A 21,981-nucleotide genomic window follows, 5' to 3' on the forward strand; every position below is an offset into this window, starting at 1 on the left:
CGGCGCGCCCCTTCGGCTCGGGGCTGTGTTGCTCGCCCGCTCGCCTCCGGGGCGCTCTGACTCGGGGCGGGCTCACGGGATCAGCAGACCGCAGGCCCCCGTCCGAGGTCGGACGGGGGCCTGCGAGCGCTCACGGGATCAGTGGCTGCCCGCCGCCTTGAGCAGCGAGGCGACCGCCGGGCCGGCTGCGTCGACGCCGTGGCCGCCGCCCTGGACCTCGGCGGCGACCGCGAGGTTGCCGCGGAAGGCGGTGAACCAGCTGTTGGTGGTGGTCGCGCCCTGGACCTCGGCGGAGCCGGTCTTGGCGCCCGCGTTGTCGGTGATCCCGGCCATCACCTGGCTGGCCGTGCCGCCGACGGCGGTGGCGTTCATCATCGCGCGCAGCTTGGCGGCGACGTCCGGCGAGATCTGGCGGGCCGCGGGCTGCTGCGGCAGACCGGCGACCAGGATGGGCTGCTTGAAGGCGCCGCTCTGGACGGTCGCGGTGATCGAGGCGATGGCCAGCGGGTTCATCTGGACCTTGCCCTGGCCGATGTAGTTCATGGCCTGCTCGTCCTTGCTGCCCGGGGTCGCCGGGATCTTGCCGTCGGCGTTCGGCAGGCCGGTCTTCCACTCCAGGCCGATGCCGTACACGTCCTTGGCCGTGCTGGAGAGCGTCTCGGGCTTGAGGCTGGTCAGGCCCTGGTTGATGAAGGCCGTGTTGCAGGACACCATGAAGTCCTGCTGGAGGGTGTTGTTCGGGAAGGCGCCCGGGAAGTCGTTCGGGATCGCCACCGGGTTGCTGCTCTTCTCCGGGCAGGCCACCACGGTGTCCGGGTTGACCCCGGCCTCCAGCAGGGCCGTCGAGGTGACGATCTTCATCGTCGAACCGGGTGCGAGCAGGCCGGCGAAGGCCCGGTTCTGGCCGGTGGCCGGCGCGTTGGCGAAGGCCAGCACCTGGCCGGTGCTCGGCTCGATCGCGACGATGGAGCCGGACTTGCCGCCCAGGTCGGTCATCGCCTTCTCGGCGGCGGCCTGGACGGTGTTGTCGAGGGTCACCTTGAACGGCTTGCCGGGCTTCGGCTCGACGATGGTGAACAGCTTGTCCGGGGTGGTCTTGCCGGACGGGTCGGTGATCACCACCGCGCTGCCCGCGTCCTGGTCCTTGTTCGGGTCCGGCGGCAGCAGCTTGCGGGCGTTGTCCTGCAGGGTGCTCATCAGCGCCGGGGTGAGCGAGGCGCCCTGCAGCGGCTTGCCGTTGCGGTCCACCACGGTGGACGGCGGGGAGAAGACCTGCTGGGTGGCGATCGTCTCGTTGCCGGACAGGTGCGGGTGGATCACCGAGGGCGCCCAGTGCACGGCCGGGGTGTTGTCGCTCATCTTCACGACGCCGAGGAAGCCGTTGTAGTCCCACACCCGGCTGGTGCCCTCGAACTCGGCGCGGGCCTTGAAGCCCGTCAGCACGCCGGTGGGCCCGGGGGTGGCGGTGGCGGACGGCGAGTCGGTGGCGCCCGGGGTGCCGGTGGCGGACGGGGTCGCCGAGGCCGCGCCGGTGGGCTTGGCCGGGGTGGGGGTGCCGGTGGCCGAGGCGAAGGCCTGCGGGGTGGCCGGACCGGCCGGAGTAAGGGTCAGCGCGCTCGGCTTCACCTGGTCCTTGAAGGCGGTCAGCGCCGTGGTGGCCGCGGTCGGGTCGTCCGTCAGCGAGGCCGCCTTGGCGATGTCGCCGGACGCCCAGGCGGCCAGGAAGTCCTTCGCGCCGCTCGCCGCCTGATCGGCCGAGGGGGGATCGGCCACCACCGTGCGGGGCTTCTTGGCGTCGGAGGACCCGGAGTCCGAGCCGCCCATCAGGCTGTACGCGCCGTAGCCGCCGCCCGCGAGGACGACGATGGACACGCCGGTGATGATGCCGATCTTCGCGCCACTGCGCATGGTGCAGTTCCCCCAGGGGTCTCGCGGCCGGGCGCAACCGGCCGGGGCCGGAAACGCGGTACCTCCCCACCCTAGGCAGGGCTCATCGGTACGCCGACGAAACGCCCGGGACTTGTGACGGATCTGGTACGTGTCGTGCACCGCGTACGGACGATTCGGGGGTGCGGTGTGGACGCCCGGATCGGGCCGCGGCCTCAGATCCAGCTGTTGAACCACATCCGGGCGCGCCAGTCGTCCAGCGGGATCGTCTGCCCGGTGAACAGCGGGAAGAAGTAGAGGAAGTTCCAGATGATCAGCAGCACCAGCAGGCCGGCCGTCGTCGAGCCGATGATCCGGCGGTCCCGGGAAGCGCCGGCCGGCCCGATCAGGGCGCCGACCAGCATCGTCACCGCGAGCACCAGGAACGGGACGAAGACCACCGCGTAGAAGAGGAAGATCGTCCGCTGCTGGTAGAGGAACCACGGCAGGTAGCCGGCCGCCAGGCCGCACAGCAGCGCGCCGGCCCGCCAGTCCCGCCGGAACGCCCAGCGCCACAGGCAGTAGACCAGCGCCACCACGGCCGTCCACCACAGCAGCGGGGTGCCGATGCCCAGCACCTCGCGGGCGCAGTCGGCGGCGGTGCAGCCGTTCTGGCCGAACTTCGGGGACTCGTAGTAGAAGGAGACCGGGCGGCCCAGCACCAGCCAGGACCACGGGTTGGACTGGTAGGTGTGCGGGTCGCTCAGGTGGGTGTGGAACTCGTAGACCGTCGAGTGGTAGTGCCACAGGGCGCGCAGGCCCTCGGGTATCCACGGGTAGTCGGTGGAGCGGCCGACCGCCCAGTCCCGGCCCCAGCCGCCCTGGCCGGGCGCGTTGCTGCTGGCGAACCAGCCCCACCAGGAGGCGATGTAGACGGCCAGCGAGACCACGACGATCGACACGAAGGCCGGCACCACGTCGCGGGCGAGCACCGCCAGGCAGGGGCGCGGGGCGCCGGCCAGCCGACGGGCGCCGACGTCCCACAGCACGGTCATCACGCCGAAGGCCGCCGCCACGTACAGGCCGCTCCACTTGGTGGCGCAGGTCAGGCCGACGCAGACGCCGGCCGCGATCCGGTACGGGCGCCAGCCCAGGTTGAGCCGCTGGGCCAGCTGCGGGTTCGCCACCCCGCCGAGGCGGGCCGCCAGCCGGGCCCGGGTGCGGTCGCGGTCCAGCAGCAGGAAGCCGAAGGCGGCGACGATCCAGAACATCACCACCAGGTCGAGCAGCGCCGCGCGGCTGAGCACCAGGTGCAGGCCGTCCACCGAGAGCAGCAGGCCGGCCACACAGCCCAGCAGGGTCGAGCGGAACATCCGGCGGGCGATCCGGGCCAGCATCAGCACCGACAGGGTGCCGAGCAGGGCCACCGCGAACCGCCAGCCGAAGGGGTTCATGCCGAACAGCTGCTCGCCCGCGCCGATGATCCACTTGCCGACCGGCGGGTGCACCACGTACGAGGGCGTCGGGCGGTACGGGACGGCCGCGCCCGGCGTCATGATCGTCGTGTTGGCGTCCTCCGGCCAGCTGATCTCGTAGCCGCCGTGCCAGAGCGCGTAGGCGTCCTTGGCGTAGTACGTCTCGTCGAAGATGATCGCGTGCGGCTGGCCGAGGTTGGTGAACCGCAGCAGCCCGGCGAACACCGCCACGGCGATCGGGCCCAGCCAGCCGGACCAGCGGCACAGGAAGTACCAGAGGTCCTGCGGCAGCGAGATCCCCAGCCGCAGCAGCAGCGGCGACTGCGGCACGTCGCGGCCGGTCACCCCGGGGCCGTCCGGCATCGGCGGGACCAGGCGCTCGGTGAGCGTCGCGGTCGGGCGGGCGCGGTAGCCGTGGTGGGCCAGCCGCTCCCGCCAGCTCAGGGGTGACAGAGGTGAGCGGGGGGACGGCAGGCCGGCACCGCCCTGCGCGGAGTGGTCCGTACCAGTGGGCGTCTGCGCCGCCGTGTCGCCGTTCATCCGCCACATCGTAGGGGCGCTCCTCGCACGTGTGACCGGTCCCTCGGAAGCTGCCCGAATCGTCACCAAACGCTCCGGCCGCTCGGAACTGCAAGGATGGGACCCGTGACAGGAGTACTCGTTCTCGCAGGCACCCCCATCGGCGACGTCTCGGACGCCCCGCCCCGGCTGCTCACCGAGCTGGCCACGGCCGACGTCATCGCGGCCGAGGACACCCGGCGGCTGCGCCGGCTCACCCAGGCGCTCGGGGTGACCCCGGCCGGGCGGGTCGTCTCCTACTTCGAGGGCAACGAGGTCGCCCGCACCCCCGAGCTGGTCGAGGCGCTGCTCGGCGGCGCCCGGGTGCTGCTGGTCACCGACGCCGGGATGCCCTCCGTCTCCGACCCCGGCTACCGGCTGGTCGCGGCGGCCGTCGAGGCCGACGTGAAGGTCACCGCGGTGCCCGGGCCGTCCGCCGTGCTCACCGCGCTCGCGCTGTCCGGCCTGCCGGTCGACCGCTTCACCTTCGAGGGCTTCCTGCCGCGCAAGACCGGCGACCGGGCCCGGCAGCTGGCCTCGGTCGCCGCCGAGCCGCGCACCATGGTCTTCTTCGAGGCGCCGCACCGGATCGCCGAGGCGCTGGCCGCGATGGCCGAGGCGTTCGGGCCCGAGCGGCCGGCCGCCGTGTGCCGCGAGCTCACCAAGACCTACGAGGAGGTCAAGCGCGGGCCGATCGGCGAGCTGGCGGCCTGGGCGGCCGAGGGCGTCAAGGGCGAGATCACCGTCGTGGTCGCGGGCGCGCCGCCGGCCGCACCGCAGGAGCTGACCCCGGCCGAGCTGGCCCGGCTGGTGGCCGTCCGGGAGGAGGCCGGGGAGCGGCGCAAGGAGGCCATCGCGGCGGTCGCGGTCGAACTCTCCGTGCCCAAGCGGGAGGTCTTCGACGCCGTTGTGGCGGCCAAGAAGGACGGCTTGAACGAGGCTTTGAAAAAGGGGTGAATTCCGGGGGTTGCGTGGCGGGCGGGGAGTCGTACCTTGGAGTGAAGGCCCCGGTAAACGCCCGCTGAGCTGAAGCTTCGGCCGTGGTTTCCGGGTTGCGGAAGGCTTTTCGTATAGGACTTCCCAACCCGCATCCAAGTCTTCACAAGAAGGGCGTCGGCCGGGGCGGTCCGGGCATTTCCTGGAATGGAAAGACCCAGCCGGGCGAGCGCCCGGCGGGCGCTGGGAGACGGCTATGAGCGAGATCGTCGGTAGCCCCCGCGGTGGCAATGCACTGAGCGCACCCGGCCTGGCCGGGCGGCCGCACACTCCCGTCGAGACCGTACGGGAGGCCTACTCCTTCGCCTGCCTGCGCTGCGGGTACGGCTGGGAGCAGGCGTACGACATCGAGCACCACGTGGCCCGGGACGGCCACACCGTGTTCGAGTACCACGCCAACGGTGTCCGGGTACCGTCCCCGCTGCTCAAGCCGACCTGCCCGGGATGCGGTGGACACACCGTCCGGATCATGCGCGAGGGCCGGGTGGCCGTCGCCGACCAGCCCGGGCAGCACGCTCCCGGCTACCCGGCGCACGCCGAGCCGGCCGGGGCGCCCCCGGTGCCCGGGCCCGAGAAGCCGCGCGGACGCTGGGCCCGGTTCTGGTCGCGGCTGTTGGGCTAGGGCCGGAGCGCGGGCACGGGGAGCGCGACCGGGGCCGCCCGCCGCGAGCAGTGCGGTGGGCGGCCCCTCCGGGTGTGCGGGGTGACCGGGCGGTCCGGCCGGGTGCGCTGGTAATGCGGTCGAGGCGGGCGTTCGGGCCCGACTAAGCTTTCCGACCATGGCGGCCACTGCAGAACACAGCACCACCGGGACGAGCGCCCCGGCGTACTACGTTTCCACCCCGATCTACTACGTCAACGACCGACCCCACCTGGGCCACGCGTACACCACGGTGGCGGGCGACGTCCTCACCCGCTGGCACCGCCAGCGCGGCGAGAAGGTGTGGTACCTGACCGGCACCGACGAGCACGGTCAGAAGATCATGCGGACCGCCGAGGCCAACGGCGTCAGCCCGCAGGAGTGGTGCGACAAGCTGGTCGAGGAGGCCTGGAAGCCGCTCTGGGAGCACCTGGAGATCGCCAACGACGACTTCATCCGCACCACCGAGGAGCGGCACACCGCCCGGGTGCAGGAGTTCGTCCAGGACCTGTACGACAAGGGCGAGATCTACAAGGGCGGCTACTCCGGCCCGTACTGCGTCGGCTGCGAGGAGTTCAAGCTCCCGTCGGAGCTGCTGGACGGCGCCACCGAGGACGAGAAGCTCTGCTCCGTGCACAAGCGGCCGGTCGAGTGGCTGGAGGAGGAGAACTACTTCTTCCGCCTCTCCGCGTACGGCCCGAAGCTGCTGGAGTTCTACGCCGCCAACCCGGGCTTCATCCAGCCCGCCTCGGCCCGCAACGAGGTGCTGCGCTTCGTCGAGCAGGACCTGAAGGACCTCTCGATCTCCCGCTCCACCTTCAACTGGGGCGTGCCGCTGCCCTGGGACGAGAAGCACGTCCTCTACGTGTGGGTGGACGCGCTGCAGAACTACATCACCGCGGCCGGCTACGGCAGCGACCCGGAGCGCTTCGCCGAGCTGTGGCCCGCCTCCGTCCACCTGGTCGGCAAGGACATCCTCCGCTTCCACGCGGTCATCTGGCCCGCCATGCTGATGGCCGCCGGCCTGCCGCTGCCCAAGCGGGTCGTCGCCAACGGCTGGCTGATGGTCGGCGGCGAGAAGATGTCCAAGTCCAACCTGACCGGCATCGCGCCCACCGACCTCACCTCGCACTTCGGCGTGGACGCGTACCGCTACTACTTCCTGCGGGCGATCCCGTTCGGCACCGACGGCTCGTTCTCCTGGGAGGACTTCACCGCCCGGTACACCTCCGAACTGGCCAACGACTTCGGCAACCTGGCCTCCCGGGTCGCCGCGATGGTCGGCAAGTACTTCGGCGGGGAGCTGCCGGCCTCGGCCGCGCACGGTGACGCCGAGCAGGCGATCGCGGACGGGCTCCGCACGGCCGTCGAGACGGCCGACCAGAAGATCGGCGAGGAGCTGGACTTCGCCGGCGGCCTCGCGGCGATCTTCGAGTTCGTCAAGCAGGTCAACGGCTACCTCACCGAGCAGGAGCCCTGGAAGGTCGCCAAGGACGAGTCGGCGGAGGGGCAGGCCCGCCTGGCCACCATCCTCTACACCGCCGCCGAGGCGCTGCGCGGCACCGCCGTCCTGCTCAACCCGGTGATGCCGTCCACCGCCGAGAAGCTGTGGGACTCGCTGGGCGCCGCCGAGGGCCTGGGCGCGCTCGCCGCGCAGACCGTCGCCACCGCCGGTGACTGGGGCCGGCTGCCCGCCGGTGCCACCGTCACCAAGGGCGAGATCCTGTTCCCGCGACTGGAAGAGAAGCCGGCCTCCTGATGCCCGCCAAGGACGACGACCGGTCGACCCCGCCGCCGCTGCCGGAACCCCTGGCCGTGGCGGTGGCCGACTCGCACACCCACCTCGACATGCAGGCCGGCACCCCGGCCGAGGGATTGGCCCGGGCCGCCTCGGTCGGGGTCACCACGGTGGTCCAGGTGGGCTGCGACGTGCCCGGCTCGCGCCGGGCCGCCGAGCTGGCGGCCCAGTACGAGCAGGTGCACGCGGCCGTCGCCCTGCACCCCAACGAGGCACCGCGGATCTTCCTCGGCGACCCGGACGGCTGGTCCGGGCAGCAGCGCCCCGAGGGCGGCCAGGCGGCGCTGGACGAGGCGCTCGCCGAGATAGACGCCCTGGCGGCGCTGCCGCAGGTGCTCGCCGTGGGCGAGACCGGCCTGGACTACTTCCGCACCGGGCCGGAGGGTGTGGAGATCCAGAAGGAGTCGTTCCGCCGCCACATCGAGATGGCCAAGCGGCACGGCAAGGCCCTGGTCATCCACGACCGGGACGCCCACGAGGACGTCATCGCCGTCCTGCTGGCCGAGGGCGCTCCCGAACGGACGATCTTCCACTGCTACTCCGGCGACGCCGAGATGGCCAAGGTCTGCGCCGAGCACGGCTGGTACCTCTCCTTCGCCGGCCCCGTCACCTTCAAGGCCAACCAGCCGCTGCGCGACGCCCTGCTCGCCACCCCGCTGGACCGGGTCCTGGTCGAGACCGACGCCCCCTTCCTCACCCCGCACCCGTACCGGGGACGGCCGAACGCCCCGTACCTCATCCCGGTCACGGTGCGGTCGATGGCCGCCACCCTGGGGCTGCACGAGGACGAGCTGTCGGCGGCGATCGCGGAGAACACCGCGCGGGCCTTCGGGTACTGAGCGGGTCGAAGAATCGACGTGCCGCTCGGGTCCTCCGGATCGACCCGGCCGAGGTCGTCGAACTCCGAGCCCCTCACGCGCCCGTATCCTTGGCGCGTGAGCACCACCGACCCCACCTCTGACAGCCACCTGCTGGGCGCCGCCGACATCCGGGCGCTGGCGGCCGCGTTCGGCGTGAAGCCGACCAAGCAGCGCGGGCAGAACTTCGTCATCGACGGCAACACCGTGCGGCGGATCGTCCGGGCCGCCGACGTGACGGAGCAGGACGCGGTGGTGGAGGTCGGGCCGGGGCTCGGATCGCTGACGCTGGCGCTGCTGGAGGTCGCGCGGCACGTCACGGCGGTCGAGATCGACCCGGTGCTCGCACAGCACCTGCCGGACACCGTCGCCGCCCGGATGCCGGGCCGGGTGGACTCCTTCGACCTGGTGTTCAGCGACGCCATGGAGGTCACCGAGCTGCCCGGGCCGGCGCCCACCGCGCTGGTCGCCAACCTGCCGTACAACGTCGCCGTGCCCGTCCTGCTGCACATGCTGGCGACCTTCCCCAGCATCGAGCGGACCCTGGTGATGGTGCAGAGCGAGGTCGCCGACCGGCTCGCCGCCAAGCCCGGCAACAAGGTCTACGGCGTCCCGTCGGTCAAGGCCAACTGGTACGCCGACGTGAAGCGGGCCGGCGCCATCGGGCGCAACGTGTTCTGGCCCGCCCCCAACGTCGACTCCGGCCTCGTCTCGCTGATCCGCCGCGAGCCGCCCAGGACCAGCGCCAGCCGCGAGGAGGTGTTCGCGGTGGTCGACGCCGCGTTCGCCCAGCGGCGCAAGACCCTGCGCGCCGCGCTGGCCGGCTGGGCCGGCTCCGCCGCCGGGGCCGAGCAGGCGCTCGCGGCCGCCGGGATCGACCACAAGCTGCGCGGCGAGATGCTGACGGTGGAACAGTTCGCCGCGATCGCCGAGCACAAGCCCGCCAAGCCTGCCAAGTCCGCCGAGACTGCCGAGACTGCCAAGTCCGCCGAGACTGCTGAGGACAGCGTGTGATCACCGTACGGGTGCCGGCCAAGGTCAACGTCCAGCTCGGGGTCGGCGGACTGCGCGGCGACGGCTTCCACGACCTGGCCAACGTCTTCTTCGCCGTCGCGCTCGGCGACGAGGTCACCGCCTCCGAGTCGTCCGAGGGCGTCACGCTGTCCTGCTCCGGGCCGGACGCCGCGTCCGTCCCGCTGGACGACAGCAACCTCGCCGCCCGCGCCGCCCGGCTGCTCGCCGCCCACCACGGGATCGCCGACCCCGGAGTGCACCTGCACATCGCCAAGGCCATCCCGGTCGCCGGCGGCATGGCCGGCGGGAGCGCCGACTGCGCCGCCGCGCTGGTCGCCTGCGACGCGCTGTGGAAGCTGGACACCCCCGTCGAGACGCTACTGGAACTGGCCGCCGAACTGGGCTCCGACGTGCCCTTCGCCCTGGTCGGCGGCGTCGCGCTGGGCCGCGGCCGGGGCGAGATCCTGGAACCGCTCGCCGTCTCCGGCACCTTCCACTGGGTCTTCGCGGTCGCCGAGGGCGGCCTGTCCACCCCCGCCGTCTTCCGCGAGTGCGACCGGCTGCGCGAGGAGGCCGGCACCGGCTCCAGCGACACCGACGTCCCCACCCCCGACGCCGACCCGGCCCTGCTCACCGCCCTCGCCGAAGGCGACGCCGTCGCCCTGGCCGCCGCGCTCGCCAACGACCTCCAGCCCGCCGCGCTCTCGCTGCGCCCCGCGCTGGCCGCCACCCTGCGGGCCGGCACCGAGGCCGGCGCGCTCGGCGCCCTGGTCTCCGGCTCCGGGCCGACCTGCGCCTTCCTGGCCAAGGACGCCGACGCGGCCGCCGCCGTCGCCGAGGCGCTGCGGGCCTCCGGCACCTGCCGGACCGCGCACGCCACGTACGGGCCGGTGCCCGGGGCCTCGGTGGCGCCGTAGCGCCGTAGGTGCCGGGGGCCTCGGCCCGTCAGTGGGGTGTCGGCCCGCCCATTAGGCTGGAGTGATCGGGGAGTCCCCGAGAGGGGTGCCCCCGCCGCTGACGGCGGGCCGCCCCGCGACCGCCGAACCCAGGAGCGCAGCACACGTGGCCGTCAACCTCGCCACCATCGAGTCCGTCACGAAGGTCTACGGCACCCGCACCCTGCTGGACGCGGTGAGCCTGGGCGTGAGCGAGGGCGACCGGATCGGCGTCGTCGGCCGCAACGGCGACGGCAAGACCACCCTGATCCGGATGCTCGCCAAGCTGGAGGAACCCGACGGCGGCCGGATCACCTGGAACGGCGGCCTCGAACCGGCCGTCCTCACCCAGCACGACTCGCTCGACCCGACGGCCACCATCCGGCACGAGGTCATCGCCGACCGCGCCGACCACGAGTGGCTCGGCGACGCCCGCATCCGCGACATCATCGAGGGCCTCTTCGGCGGCCTCGACCTGCCCGGCTTCATCGACGGCCTGGACACCGTCATCGGCCCGCTCTCCGGTGGCGAGCGCCGCCGGATCGCCCTCGCCAAGCTGCTGCTCGGCTCGCCCGAGCTGATCATCCTGGACGAGCCCACCAACCACCTCGACGTCGAGGGCATCAACTGGCTCGCCCAGCACCTGCAGAAGCGCCGCTCCGCGCTGGTCTGCGTCACCCACGACCGCTGGTTCCTCGACCAGGTCTGCACCCGGATGTGGGACGTCCAGCGCGGCGAGGTGCACGAGTACGAGGGCGGCTACTCCGACTACGTCTTCGCCCGCGCCGAGCGCTCCCGGATCGAGGCCGTCGAGGAGCAGAAGCGCCAGAACCTGGCCCGCAAGGAGCTCGCCTGGCTGCGCCGCGGCGCCCCCGCCCGCACCTCCAAGCCGCGCTACCGGATCGAGGCGGCCAACGCCCTGATCGCGGACGTGCCGGAGCCGCGGGACAAGAGCGAGCTGATGAATTTCGCCAACGCCCGGCTCGGGAAGACGGTCTTCGACCTGGAGAACGTCACCGTGACGGCCGGCCCCAAGCTGCTGCTGGAGAACCTCACCTGGCAGCTCGGCCCCGGCGACCGGATCGGCCTGCTCGGCGTCAACGGCGCTGGCAAGACCTCGCTGCTGCGCGCCATGCGCGACGCGTACGCCTCCGAGGGCGACGTGCAGCCGACCTCCGGTGTGGTCAAGGTCGGCAAGACCGTGCGACTGGCCTACCTCTCCCAGGAGGTCGCCGAGCTGGAGCCGGAGACCCGGGTGCTGCAGGCCGTCGAGCAGATCCGCTCCCGGGTCGACCTCGGCAAGGGCCGGGAGATGAGCGCCGGGCAGCTGTGCGAGCAGTTCGGCTTCGGCAAGGACAAGCAGTGGACGCCGGTCGGCGACCTGTCCGGCGGCGAGCGGCGTCGGCTGCAGCTGCTGCGGCTGCTGATGGACGAGCCCAACGTGCTGTTCCTGGACGAGCCGACCAACGACCTGGACATCGAGACGCTCAACCAGCTGGAGGACCTGCTCGACGGCTGGCCCGGCTCGATGATCGTCATCAGCCACGACCGCTTTTTCATCGAGCGCACCACGGACGTCGTGTACTCGCTGCTCGGCGACAAGAAGATGCGGATGCTGCCGGGGGGCGTCGACGAGTACCTGGAGCGGCGGGCCCGGATGGCGGCTCTTGCGGCGGCTGCCGCTCCCGCTGCTCCGGCCGCCCAGGCCGCCGCCGCTGCCGGGCTGTCCGGCGGGGACCTGCGGGCGGCGAAGAAGGAGATGCAGAAGCTGGAGCGGCAGATCGCCAAGCTGGACGAGAAGGAGTCCAAGCTGCACGCCCAACTCGCCGAGCACGCCGCCGACTTCTCCAAGGTCGCGGAGCTGGACGGACAGCTGCGAGCCGTCCGGGAGGAGAAGGAGCAGCTGGAGATGAGCTGGCTGGAGCTGGCCGAGCAGGTCTGAACTACCGCTTCCTGAGCAGGATTTCGAGCTCGTCCGCCGCACGGCCCAGCGCGCTGAGCGCGGGGTCGTGCGGCGCCGTCGGAAGCACCGCCGGCCGCGTCGGCGGGCGGTGTTCCCGGGCGGCGGCGGTCAGTTCGTCCAACGCCCGGCGGACCCGCTCGGTCTCCGCGGGATCGGGCACCCGGCCGCCGTACCGGATCTGCGCGGCGAAGGCCGCCACCGCGCCGCCCAGCCGCTCCAACGCCGCCGTGGCCGGCAGCCACTGCTCGGCCAGCCGGCCGGTGGGCGGCGGTTCGGCCAGGCCCTGCCGCACCTCCTGACGGGCGTCCGCCAGCGAACGGTAGGCGGTGCGGCGCAGCCAGACCTGAGTCCGGCCGTCCTGGGTGGTGGCGTCGAGGTAGGCGCGCAGGGCCGTGGTCGCGGCCACCAGCCGGGGCTCGATGCGGTGGCGCGGGCGCTCGGGCCACAACAGGTAGCCGAAGAGCAGCACGACCGCGCTGGCGAGCACGGTGTCCAGCACCCGCGGCCAGAACTCCGCCGCGCTGCTCTGGCCGCCGAGTTGCAGCAGGACCAGCGCCATCGGGGTCATCACCACCGTGTTCAGCCCGTAGTGCGCGGCGGTGGCGTACGGCAGCAGCGCGACGCACAGCGCGGCCATCGCGGTCAGCGCCCAGTGGTTGGTGGTGAGCGAGAGCAGCGCCGCCGTGACCACCACGCCCAGCACCGTGCCGATCGCGCGGCTCACCGCGCGCAGGAACACCGAACCGAGATCCGGCTTCAGTACGAAGGCGATTGTCATCGGCACCCAGTAGCTCTTGCTGAGCGGGTAGTTGGCGGTCACCACCGCGCCGACCGCGATGCACAGCGCGACCCGCAGCCCGTACCGGACGGAGGGACGGGACAACAGTCGAGCGCGCAGCCGCCACGGGTCGGGCGGCGACGCGGGGGCGGTGCCGATCCGCGTCGGGCGGCCGGCGACGGTGTCGGCCGCGGCGCGCAGCGCCACGTCCAGCGCCTGCCGCGCCGGGGTGTCCGGCCCCCAGTCGGGCACCGCGACCTCACCCCCGCCCCGCCGCACGGCCGCCGCCAGCCGCCCGGGAACCTCGGCCACCTCCGCGGGGACGGGGCGCCAGGCCCAGAGCAGTCCGGTCGCGGCCTCGGTGGCGGCGAGGGCGGCCTCGTACATGCGGTGCAGGGCTTGCGGGTTGGTGCGGTGGGCCGGGTTCGGGAGCAGGTCCTGCAACTGGTTCAGGCGGGCGGTCAGCACCTGGCGCGAGGCGGCGCCCTGCGCAGTGCCCAGATCGGCGAGGGTACGGCCGAGCGCCTCGTAGACGGCGGCGAGCGCGCGGTTGCGGGGATCGGAGCCGGACCGGTGATCGGACCTCACCGGCAGACCCAGCAGGACCACCAGGGCCGCGCCCGCCAGCATCATCGGCGCCGCCGCCCACCACGGATGCGGCGGCGGCATCCCACTGCCCAGCGCGGCCGACACCAGCAACAGCATCCCGGCCGCCGAACCCCGCGGGCCGGTCGCGCTCAACGCCCCGGAGGCGAAGGCGGTGAGCGTCAGCGCGCCGCCGAGGACGGTGGCGCTCGCGTGGGCGTGCTGCAGGGCCGTGCCGATCAGCATGCCGAGAGCGGAGGCGAGCACGGCGGTGGCGATGCGGGTGGCGCGCTGGTGCGCGGGCTCCGCGCGGTCGTTCATCGTCGCGTGCATCGCGCCCAGCCCGGCGAACACCCCGAGGTCCAGGCGGTGGGCCAGGAGGCCGGCCGTCAGCGGTACCGCCATGCCGGCGGCGGCCCGGGCCATCAGCGCCCACGGCAGCGGCGGCCGGGCCGGTCGCACGGCGCGGGCCCACCAGGGCGTCGGCTTGCTCGGAGGCATACGGGGTCACGTCCGTTCTGCGGCCTCGGGTCGCTGCTGTGCGACATTGCGCGGCAGATGGGGCGTACCGGGTCAGTTTACCCAGCGGCCTGGTGGTCGGCTGTACGTGTCAAGTTCGTACCGATCGTGCACGGGCGGGCCAAGGGCCCTGCCGGGCCGACAGAGGTGGTGGCTACGATGACGGAGGCCGGAAACCGCCCACAGGGCGGGCGGTTGAGCCGACCGGGGCGGTAAGCCTTGGAAGTTGACGGTGTGTTGTGGCGGGGAGGGCCCGGGAGTCGCCTGGGTGTCCGGCCGTACGGGGGAGAGGTGGATTGCTGTGGGAGACACGGACAAGCCGGGTGCGGCGACGAGCCCGCTGAAGCCTGCGGCTACCGGGACGGACCCGGCGGGGGCACCGGATGCGACGCCGTTCATGCTGGACGGGCCGACGATCCCGCTGCCTTGGGGGCACGGGGTCAAAATTGCCCCCGTCGTCAGCGCGGCGCAGACGAACGTCAGCGCCGATGACCTGGTGAAGGCCTTCGGCAAGCAGGACGTCCAGATCGAGCTCGACACGCTCACGAACTTCGCCAACAAGGTCGACGCACTGCTCCAGGCCATGGAGGGATCGGCGGCCGCGCCGTACAAGCTCCAGGAGCAGAAAGTCTCCCAGGGTAGCTTCATCAACGCGTCGGACGCCGGGAAGTTCCCGGAGGCCGTGGCCCTGCACGCTGCCTACGACAAGGTTCACGAACAACTCGTCAAGCTCCACAAGGACTTCGCGGCGCAGATCGAGGCGATGAAGGCCGCGGTTACGGACACGCACAGCAGGTACACGAGCAACGAGAGCCACACGACGGACGCCCAGAAGGCGATCGCGGCGGGGGCGAGCGGAACGGCGTCGGCGTCCAACGTGACGGCCTGACAGCGGCGCCGGGAGAGATCTACGGGGAGACGGGGAACAGGCCATGTCAGGAACGACGGATTTCACTAATATCGACCACGCCGTACTGAAGGGGATGGTCGACGGCGGGAAGCCCGCCGACGTACTGAAGCGAGCGAATCAACTTCAGGACGCGGGCCGCGTCCTGACGGACCTCAGCCAGGCGCTACAGGGACACCTCGGCAATGTCACCTGGGAGGGACCGGCGGCCGAGAACTTCAAGACCTGGGTCGGGAACCTCTACAAGTCGGCGGCGATCATCGCCCAGCATTCCACGACCGCCGGCAACGCCATGGTTCAGGCCGGGGAGGCACTCAGCACGGCCCAGTCCGCTGTGCCCAAGCCTCCGCAGACGGAGATCGACCTGCTGGCCAAGGCCAACGCGCAGTCGGTCTACATGCCGTCGAACGTGGACCTGGGCGGTAAGTCAGTCGACCAATTCATGTTCTCGCTCAACCCGAACTGGGTGAGCGCGGCCCAGGCCAATCAGGCCAAGGCGACGGTCGAGAAGGAGCATCAGGCAGCCGTTCTCCAGATGGAGAAGCTGGCGCAGGCGTACAGCGCGGCGACGACGACGCTGACCGGGATCGACGACAACGTGGTGCTGCCGGGGACGCCTGGCACGGGCAAGGACAAGGGCTCGCTCTCGGAGTACGGGGGTGGTGGTAACTCCGGAGGCAGTTACGGAGGTTCCCTCCGCAGCCCCCGCACCGGCAGCGCCGGCGGGAGCTACAGCCCGTCTGGTGGCAACTACGGCGGCGCCACCATGAGGCCCCGCGATCCGGCAACGAGCTGGCAGGACCCGTCCAACCCGACCCACCCTGGCCCGACGCCGCCGTACGGCGGCGGTCAGCTGCCGCCCCCGCCGCAGGACCCGGGTACCTCGAACCCGCCGTCCCACCCCTCGGACCCGGTCACCCGCCCGGGCACCGGCCTCGACAGCATCCCGACCCTGCCGGACCAGACCACCTCGGTCGGTCCTGGGAGCGGCCCGGTGCTGCCGAGCGGCCCGAGCGGAACTCCCGCCTACCCCGGCGGTCCCGACGGCCGAGGAGGGCTGCCCGGACTGCCCGGCAGTGGCCCGATCTCCGGCTTCCCGGCCGGCACCGGTGGCGGTTCCGTCCCGACCAAGGGCATCGGCGGCATTCCCGGCAAGGGCGGCGGCTCGGTTCCCCTCCGCACCGGCCCCTTCGGCGGCGGCTCACTTCCCGGCAAGGCCGGCACCCCGGGACTCCCGAACGGAACGGTTTTCGGCCGTGAGGGTGCGACCGGCGGCGGCCGGGTCGGCGGCTCGCCCACGGGCGGCGGCATGGGTGGCATGCACCCGGGCATGGGCGGTGGCCACGGTGTCGTCGGCGGCGCCGGCGGCTCGCGCGGCCGGGGTCTGACCTCGACCCCCGGCGGCACGGTCGGCGGCCGCAAGGGCCCCGCTGCGGGTGGGGAGTTCACCCCGGGCGGCACGGGCCTGCGCAACCGCGCGGCCGCAGCAGGCGCCGCGGAGGGCGGTGCCCGGTCCGGGCAGAACGGCATGATGGCCCCAGGCGCGGGCAGCCACAGCGGCAAGAAGGAACGCGACCGCCGCGACCGCGCGGACTACCTGCACGAGGACGAGGAGACCTGGACCAGCGGTACGCCGCGCAGCAATCCGGACGTGATTGAGTAGGACCGTAACGACTGCCCGGCCACTGGGCCTTCCCAGTGGCCGGGCAGTTCTGTTCAGGGCCCCGCTTCGGCAGGCGGGGAAATCGACGAGGAGTTGTGATGAGTCGAATGATCGGGCGGGTGCCTGGCCGACTGTTCGCGGCGATGCTCGTAGCCGCTGGAGTAGTAGTTGGCCCGCTTGCAGCATCGGCCGCCGCAGATGGTTCGGTTCGTGATGACCAATGGCACCTGGATGTCATGCGCGCGTCGGATATGTGGAAGGTTTCCACGGGGCAGGGCGTTACGGTCGCGGTGATCGACGGTGGGTTCAAGCTGGATCACCCTGATTTGGCCGGGCAATTCCTACCTGGCAAGGACTTCAGTGGTAGTCAGGGGGGATTTGGTGCTGATGCCAACGGGCACGGTACGCAGATGGCTGGGCTGATTGCGGGGACCGGAAAGGCAAATGGCGGTAAGGGTGCTTACGGGTTGGCGCCCGGCGTCAAGATCCTGCCTTTGAAGATCAATACGGGATCCGAGGGGTCTGTACTTTCAGCTGACTTTCTTGGGCAGATCGGGCAGGCCGTCGATTATGCGGTTGAACGCGGCGCCAAGGTCATTAGCATTTCTCAGGGGACAAACTCGGTCACAGCCTCCCGTGAGGATGTGGCCAAGCTGAATCGAACCCTCGCGTCCGCGAGGGCAAAGGGGGCACTGGTCTTCGCTGCGGTGGGAAATGAGGCGAAGTCTGGGAATCCGGTTGATTATCCAGGAGGTTTGCCTAACGTCGTCGGCATCGGGGCCTTCGGTCGGAATGGGAACGTGACGGAGGAATCAGAGACCGGGCCGCAGGTGGCTCTCGTCGCCCCTGGCGTGGATACCATCGCAGCCTGCACGGCTCCATCTGGGTATTGCACCGGCCATGGAACGTCGGATGCGACCGCCCTGGCATCCGCCTCGGCGGCGCTGGTCTGGTCGATCCACCCGGATTGGTCGCCGAACCAGATTCTGCGAGTGCTCATCAATACTGCTGGTAGACCGAACGGCGGGAATGCCCGTACGAATGACGCCGGTTGGGGCGCGGTACGGCCCCGGATCGCGCTGACGGATCCCGGCGATCCCGGTGCGGCGGATGTGTCTCCCCTCCCGGCTGATGCGGTCACGCCGTCTGCCGTGCCGTCCTCGCCGAGTTCGCCGGTTCCCACCTCGCCGGTTCCGACGTCGTCGACTCCCACCGAGAGCCCGTCCGAAGCGGCGGCCGGCGCTGCTCCGACCGTGCAGCCGAAGGCCGAGGCGTCGTCCGGGTCGGGCAGTGCGCTGCCGATCGTCGGCGGGGTGGTGGCTGGTCTGCTGGTGGTGGCCGGGGTGGTGTTCGCCGTGGTGCGGCGGCGGAAGGCGGCGGTGCCGCCCATGCCTCCGCAGCAGCCGATGGGTGCCGTGGTTCCTCCGGCCCCGACGGCTCCGCCCGTACCGCCGTCGTACCAGCCGCCCGTGCCGCCGGAGAACAACCCGTACGCGCGGTAGTCGGGAGTCGGTTGGCTGCCCGGCCGAAGGTGTGAGCCTGACGGTCGGGCACTCGCGTTCTGGTCTGAACCGCTTCGGCTGAGGCGAAGCGGTTCAGCGTCAGTTGGTGTTCGAATGGTTACCCCTCGGGTGGGTTCGTGGCTGCGTGGTCGGCGATCCGGTCGTCGCGGGGTGGCGTCCTGAGGGCCATGAGGACGCCGAGGGCGACGGTGGCGATCGCGAGGGCGATGAGGATCGCGAACGCGGTGCCGATCAGGGAGTTGGCGGCACCGGGTCTCACCGGTGGGCCCCGAGGTGGGCGGAGAGGAAGAAGAGGAGCTCTTCCGCCTGGCTACGGGTGAGGGGGAAGGCGAGGTGGTCGCCGGGGGTGGCGTGGATGCCGAAGTCGACGGCGAGCCGGAGTTGGAGAGCCGCGTCGGGGGCGGACTCGGCGGTGAGGTAGTGGACGGTGGTGCGCTCGGTCACGGCTCGCACGGGTCACCTCGCTCGGCGTCGAGGAGGAGGTTGAGGAGGTTGAGCAGGGTTGTGACCGGGGCGGTGTTGAAGCGGACGAGGACGCGTCCGTCGAGGGTCGTGTCGGTGGTCGCGGAGGGCCAGACGGGGCCGAACTTCCGTCCGCGCTCGTGGACTTCGGTGATGAGAGTCTTGATCTGGGCCTCGGTGTAGTGCCGGACGCGGGGGTCCGTGGGTTTCATCGGGTGGCGTCGGACGTGGTTCACGCGACGGCGTCCAGCTCGAACCAGATGTTCTTGCCCTTCTCCTGCGGGTCCACACCCCACCGGTGGGTGAGCCCCTCGACGAGCTGGAGGCCCCGGCCGGACTCGGCGAGGTCGGCGGGGGTGCGCTGCTCGGGGAGGGCGGGGCTCTCGTCGGCGACGGAGACGCGGAGCGTGCTGCCGCCGATGACGAGCAGGACGACGGGCGACGCGGTCTTGCCGTGCTGCCAGGCGTTGACGATCAGCTCGACGAGCGCGAGCTCGGCGTCGATGACGGCCTCGGGGTGCCAGCCGGCGCGGGTCATGGCCTGGCGCAGGGTCTGGCGGGAGAGCGCGAGGGAGGGGGAGTTGAGGCTGCACATGGGGAACCTCCGTGAGAGGTGAGGGGTTTCCGGCGGATGCGTCGCCGTGAGCCAGGCCGGAGCGGAGCTGGTGGATGCCACGCGTGGCTGCTCTGCGGTGCCAGGGCGGCAGGCGCCTACTGCCCCTAACAACAGGCATTACTGACGAACCATCGGATCGATGTGGCTCGACCTTAGTGCACGGGAGTGGAAGATTTACCACGGCCGCTGGAACATTCCCCCTTTCGTGGTAAACACCTGCAAGGTGGACCGGCGCTTCGTCGGCGCGGCACACTGAGCCCCACCAGACCCGGAAGGGAAAGTCATGCCACCACGCGCCAACCCAACCCTCCGTCAGCGCAGGCTCGGTACTGAGCTGCGGAGAATGCGCGAACGGGCGGGCTTCGGCGGTTCGGAACTCGGCCGAAACGTAGGGATGAATCCAGCGCAGGTCACACAGATGGAATCGGGGAGGATCGGCATCAGTGTCGACCGCCTCCACACCATCGCCGCGGCTTGCAACTGCGATAACCGGCCACTGATCGACGCGCTCGCCGGCATCATCACCGAGCGCGGGAAGGGCTGGTGGGAGGGGTACCGCGAGGTTCTGACGACAGACTTCCTGGAGGTTGCCGAGATCGAGAGCTTCGCGACAGCGCTCTCCACTTGCACGACCAACTACGTTCCCGGTCTGCTTCAGACCGGCGCCTACGCCTCCGCCGTCTTCACGCGGGTCTACCCGCCGTTGCCACGCAAGGACATTGACGTCCGAACCGCATTCCGGGTGCAGCGCCAGCAGCTCGTCCGCTCGGGCAAGACGCCTCTTCGAGCCTTCATCCATGAGGCCGCACTGCGGATGCAGTTCGGTGGTTCCAAGGTGCTTGCCGATCAGCTCGACGCCCTCGTCGAAGACTCGGAGCAAGCCGGCATCTCCGTCCGAGTGATCCCGTTTGCCGTCGACACGTTCCCTGGTGCATCCGAGAACCTCACCTTTGCCGAGGGGCCTGTCCCCGAGCTGGACACCGTCCAGCTGGACGTCGCCCATGGCGTACTGTTCTTCGACGCCCCGGCAGACCTGGCCAAGCATCGAGCCGTCTTCGCCCGAATGGACTCCATGGCGCTGTCCGAGGATGCGTCGCGAGACCTGATCTGGTCCGTCAAGAAGGAAGTCGAGGACAGGTATGCCTGAGCCCAAGTGGCAGAAGTCGAGCTACAGCGGCGCGACCAACGAGTGCGTCGAGGTGCGTACGGTGGACGGCGTCGTCGAACTCCGCGAGTCCGACGACGGCGACATAGTCGTCCGCACCACCCCGGCCAAGTTTGCGATGTTCGTCCAGGGCATCAAGGCGGGCGAGTTCGACCACCACGGCGGACTCAACATTTGATTGCAGCTCGGTGGCCCCTCGCACCGGCGAGGGGCGGCTGTGCCGGTGCGGGGGCGGTGCCCGGACACCGCAGGCTGCTGGCGGCGCCGGTCTCGGCCGGGTTGACGGCTCCGGTTGCGTCCCGCAGTCGCAGCTGAGCAGTGCGCGGGTGGTGCGCGGCTCCGTGCCCGAACCCGTCGGCGACTCGGCGGCTGCTGTCCGTCCTTCCGGGCGCCCGATCGACAGCACCCCGCCCCCGGCGCTACCTGCGCCGAGAACGGCAGCGCGTCCCTGTGAACCCCGTTACATGAACCTCACTCCGACGGAGCGTCAGCGCGCCACCCTGCGCGGCATACGGGCACGGACAGGAACAGCGGGAGCGGCTGGGGGAGGCGCTGAACCGCGGTGAGGGCGGCAGGTGGCCCGGGGAGCCCGCCTGAGGCGGTGACGCTCCGTTCGAAAGCATGTGCGCTAGGGTGTCGAGTGGTCTGTGATTTGGTGGTGACGGTGCGTAATGCAGGCTTGATGCATCAGGTGCGCATGGTGCGGTTGGGGTTGGGGGATCCGGCGGTCATGCTGGCGCAGTTCCGGTTGAGCCCGGTGCTGGTGCCGCAGTGGGGCGATGAGGCGGTGTGGACGGCGGACGAGGGGGGTCTGCGGTGGGTCTTCGCTTTCTCGTCCGAGGAGGAGCTGGCGGCGTTCGTGCGGTCGAAGGGGCTGTCGCTGGACGGGTTCCCGTACATGACGGTGTTGGGGAGCCGGTTGTTGGATGTGGCGGTGCCGGGGCTTGGTGTGCCCGGGGGGGTCGCGCTGGACGTGGCAGGGAACGAGCCGATGGTCTTTCCTCCGGTGCGGGGGATCGTGCCGGACGAGATGGCCTTGGACGGGCCGGGAACGGCGGGGGGTGTGGGCGTTGGGTGACGGCTACGGGGCGGATCCCGAGGCGTTGAAGCTGGTGGCGGACGGCCTCAACGGGGTGATCGCCGAGTTGAAGTCGATCGGCATAGCCGGGATCGCGGAGGGCGGGCGCGGTTTCACAGAGCTGGAGCTGGGCGGGATGGAAGCCGGCGACTTCGAGCTGTCGACGACGTTCGGGGAGTTCTGCGAGCGCTGGAGCTGGGCGGTCAGGTCGCTGGTGGTCAAGGGCTCGGACATGGCGGGCAAGGTCGGTCTGGCGGCGGGCACGTACTACGAGCAGGAGAAGTACGCGAGCGGGCTGTCGAAGGATGTCGTGGCCGGCGTCATCGGCAATCCCCATCTGACCGAGGAGCAGGTCGAGCACGAGTCGTGGTCGCAGGTGTGGGGCGACAACCCGATCAACGACATCATGCATCCCGACTACTCCGGTGAGTCGTTCGACAAGGCCGGGGACGACATCAAGCAGCAGTGGAAGAAGGCGGCCCAGGACGCGGTCCAGAAACCCGGCATGGTCAACATGACGCTGACCGCGACGGTCGGCCCCGTCCCGCCGGCCCCGGAGAAGTGACGGCATGGGATTCCTCGG

21 protein-coding genes are annotated in these 21,981 nt (G+C 71.3%); 14 read left to right on the plus strand and 7 right to left on the minus strand.

The window, feature by feature from the left end:
- Window positions 1-138: 138 nt before the first annotated feature.
- A complete protein-coding gene (locus ACGF12_RS08115) occupies window positions 139-1,908 on the minus strand; it encodes a penicillin-binding transpeptidase domain-containing protein (protein ID WP_393027106.1) in 1,770 nt (589 codons plus the stop codon).
- Window positions 1,909-2,102: 194 nt separating this feature from the next.
- Window positions 2,103-3,881 (minus strand): dolichyl-phosphate-mannose--protein mannosyltransferase, encoded by a 1,779-nt coding sequence (locus tag ACGF12_RS08120; RefSeq protein ID WP_393027108.1) that lies wholly within the window; start codon window positions 3,879-3,881, stop codon window positions 2,103-2,105.
- Between the two features lie 105 nt (window positions 3,882-3,986).
- Here ACGF12_RS08120 and rsmI point away from each other — a divergent pair, with 105 nt between their 5' ends.
- The 7 genes from rsmI to ACGF12_RS08155 all read left to right on the plus strand — a co-directional run bounded on the left by rsmI (window position 3,987) and on the right by ACGF12_RS08155 (window position 12,081).
- On the plus strand, window positions 3,987-4,856 hold the full coding sequence (rsmI, locus tag ACGF12_RS08125) for a 16S rRNA (cytidine(1402)-2'-O)-methyltransferase (RefSeq protein WP_393027110.1): 870 nt from the start codon (window positions 3,987-3,989) through the stop codon (window positions 4,854-4,856).
- A gap of 235 nt (window positions 4,857-5,091) precedes the next feature.
- Entirely contained in the window at window positions 5,092-5,517 is a 426-nt protein-coding gene (locus ACGF12_RS08130) for a hypothetical protein (RefSeq protein ID WP_393027112.1), read from the plus strand.
- A 157-nt stretch (window positions 5,518-5,674) separates the two neighbouring features.
- Entirely contained in the window at window positions 5,675-7,294 is a 1,620-nt protein-coding gene (gene metG, locus ACGF12_RS08135; protein ID WP_393027114.1) for a methionine--tRNA ligase, read from the plus strand.
- On the plus strand, window positions 7,294-8,172 hold the full coding sequence (locus ACGF12_RS08140; protein ID WP_393027116.1) for a TatD family hydrolase: 879 nt from the start codon (window positions 7,294-7,296) through the stop codon (window positions 8,170-8,172). Before metG ends, ACGF12_RS08140 begins: the two co-directional genes overlap by 1 nt.
- 96 nt (window positions 8,173-8,268) lie before the next feature.
- Window positions 8,269-9,204, plus strand: a complete 936-nt coding sequence (gene rsmA / locus ACGF12_RS08145) for a 16S rRNA (adenine(1518)-N(6)/adenine(1519)-N(6))-dimethyltransferase RsmA (protein ID WP_393027118.1) — start codon at window positions 8,269-8,271, stop codon at window positions 9,202-9,204.
- The gene (locus ACGF12_RS08150) at window positions 9,201-10,121 is read left to right on the plus strand and encodes a 4-(cytidine 5'-diphospho)-2-C-methyl-D-erythritol kinase (RefSeq protein ID WP_393027120.1); all 921 of its coding nucleotides are present in this window, start codon (window positions 9,201-9,203) and stop codon (window positions 10,119-10,121) included. Before rsmA ends, ACGF12_RS08150 begins: the two co-directional genes overlap by 4 nt.
- Before the next feature lie 145 nt (window positions 10,122-10,266).
- Entirely contained in the window at window positions 10,267-12,081 is a 1,815-nt protein-coding gene (locus ACGF12_RS08155) for an ABC-F family ATP-binding cassette domain-containing protein (protein WP_393027122.1), read from the plus strand.
- A gap of 1 nt (window position 12,082) precedes the next feature.
- Here the strand turns inward: ACGF12_RS08155 and ACGF12_RS08160 are convergent, their stop codons facing one another.
- On the minus strand, window positions 12,083-13,966 hold the full coding sequence (locus ACGF12_RS08160) for an FUSC family protein (protein WP_393027124.1): 1,884 nt from the start codon (window positions 13,964-13,966) through the stop codon (window positions 12,083-12,085).
- Between the two features lie 319 nt (window positions 13,967-14,285).
- Between ACGF12_RS08160 and ACGF12_RS08165 the strand changes: the two genes are divergently transcribed.
- From ACGF12_RS08165 to ACGF12_RS08175, 3 genes are all read left to right on the plus strand, one after another.
- Complete coding sequence (locus tag ACGF12_RS08165) at window positions 14,286-14,873, plus strand: hypothetical protein (RefSeq protein ID WP_393027126.1); 588 nt, start codon at window positions 14,286-14,288, stop codon at window positions 14,871-14,873.
- Between the two features lie 43 nt (window positions 14,874-14,916).
- The gene (locus ACGF12_RS08170) at window positions 14,917-16,554 is read left to right on the plus strand and encodes a hypothetical protein (RefSeq protein ID WP_393027128.1); all 1,638 of its coding nucleotides are present in this window, start codon (window positions 14,917-14,919) and stop codon (window positions 16,552-16,554) included.
- A gap of 98 nt (window positions 16,555-16,652) precedes the next feature.
- Window positions 16,653-18,056, plus strand: a complete 1,404-nt coding sequence (locus ACGF12_RS08175; RefSeq protein ID WP_393027130.1) for a S8 family serine peptidase — start codon at window positions 16,653-16,655, stop codon at window positions 18,054-18,056.
- A gap of 118 nt (window positions 18,057-18,174) precedes the next feature.
- On the opposite strand, the gene ACGF12_RS08180 is transcribed toward ACGF12_RS08175, so the two are convergent.
- The 4 genes from ACGF12_RS08180 to ACGF12_RS08195 are packed head-to-tail and all read right to left on the minus strand — an operon-like array spanning window position 18,175 to window position 19,134.
- Window positions 18,175-18,336 (minus strand): hypothetical protein, encoded by a 162-nt coding sequence (locus tag ACGF12_RS08180; protein WP_393027132.1) that lies wholly within the window; start codon window positions 18,334-18,336, stop codon window positions 18,175-18,177.
- A complete protein-coding gene (locus ACGF12_RS08185) occupies window positions 18,333-18,521 on the minus strand; it encodes a hypothetical protein (RefSeq protein WP_393027134.1) in 189 nt (62 codons plus the stop codon). The genes ACGF12_RS08180 and ACGF12_RS08185 overlap by 4 nt, the downstream gene beginning before the upstream one ends.
- Window positions 18,518-18,751, minus strand: a complete 234-nt coding sequence (locus tag ACGF12_RS08190; RefSeq protein ID WP_393027136.1) for a hypothetical protein — start codon at window positions 18,749-18,751, stop codon at window positions 18,518-18,520. The genes ACGF12_RS08185 and ACGF12_RS08190 overlap by 4 nt, the downstream gene beginning before the upstream one ends.
- 20 nt (window positions 18,752-18,771) lie before the next feature.
- Window positions 18,772-19,134, minus strand: a complete 363-nt coding sequence (locus tag ACGF12_RS08195) for an ATP-binding protein (RefSeq protein WP_393027138.1) — start codon at window positions 19,132-19,134, stop codon at window positions 18,772-18,774.
- Between the two features lie 304 nt (window positions 19,135-19,438).
- On the opposite strand from ACGF12_RS08195, the gene ACGF12_RS08200 reads away from it, so the two are divergent.
- The 4 genes from ACGF12_RS08200 to ACGF12_RS08215 all read left to right on the plus strand — a co-directional run bounded on the left by ACGF12_RS08200 (window position 19,439) and on the right by ACGF12_RS08215 (window position 21,963).
- On the plus strand, window positions 19,439-20,302 hold the full coding sequence (locus ACGF12_RS08200; RefSeq protein ID WP_393027140.1) for a helix-turn-helix domain-containing protein: 864 nt from the start codon (window positions 19,439-19,441) through the stop codon (window positions 20,300-20,302).
- Complete coding sequence (locus ACGF12_RS08205; protein WP_393027142.1) at window positions 20,295-20,498, plus strand: DUF397 domain-containing protein; 204 nt, start codon at window positions 20,295-20,297, stop codon at window positions 20,496-20,498. The genes ACGF12_RS08200 and ACGF12_RS08205 overlap by 8 nt, the downstream gene beginning before the upstream one ends.
- Window positions 20,499-20,978: 480 nt before the next feature.
- A complete protein-coding gene (locus ACGF12_RS08210) occupies window positions 20,979-21,398 on the plus strand; it encodes a hypothetical protein (RefSeq protein ID WP_393027144.1) in 420 nt (139 codons plus the stop codon).
- Window positions 21,391-21,963 carry a hypothetical protein gene (locus tag ACGF12_RS08215; RefSeq protein WP_393027146.1) on the plus strand — a complete coding sequence of 191 codons (573 nt, stop codon included), beginning with the start codon at window positions 21,391-21,393 and terminating at the stop codon, window positions 21,961-21,963. The genes ACGF12_RS08210 and ACGF12_RS08215 overlap by 8 nt, the downstream gene beginning before the upstream one ends.
- The last annotated feature ends 18 nt before the right edge of the window (window positions 21,964-21,981 follow it).

The organism is Kitasatospora sp. NPDC048296, assembly GCF_043201815.1.
In the GTDB taxonomy this organism is placed as follows: domain Bacteria; phylum Actinomycetota; class Actinomycetes; order Streptomycetales; family Streptomycetaceae; genus Kitasatospora.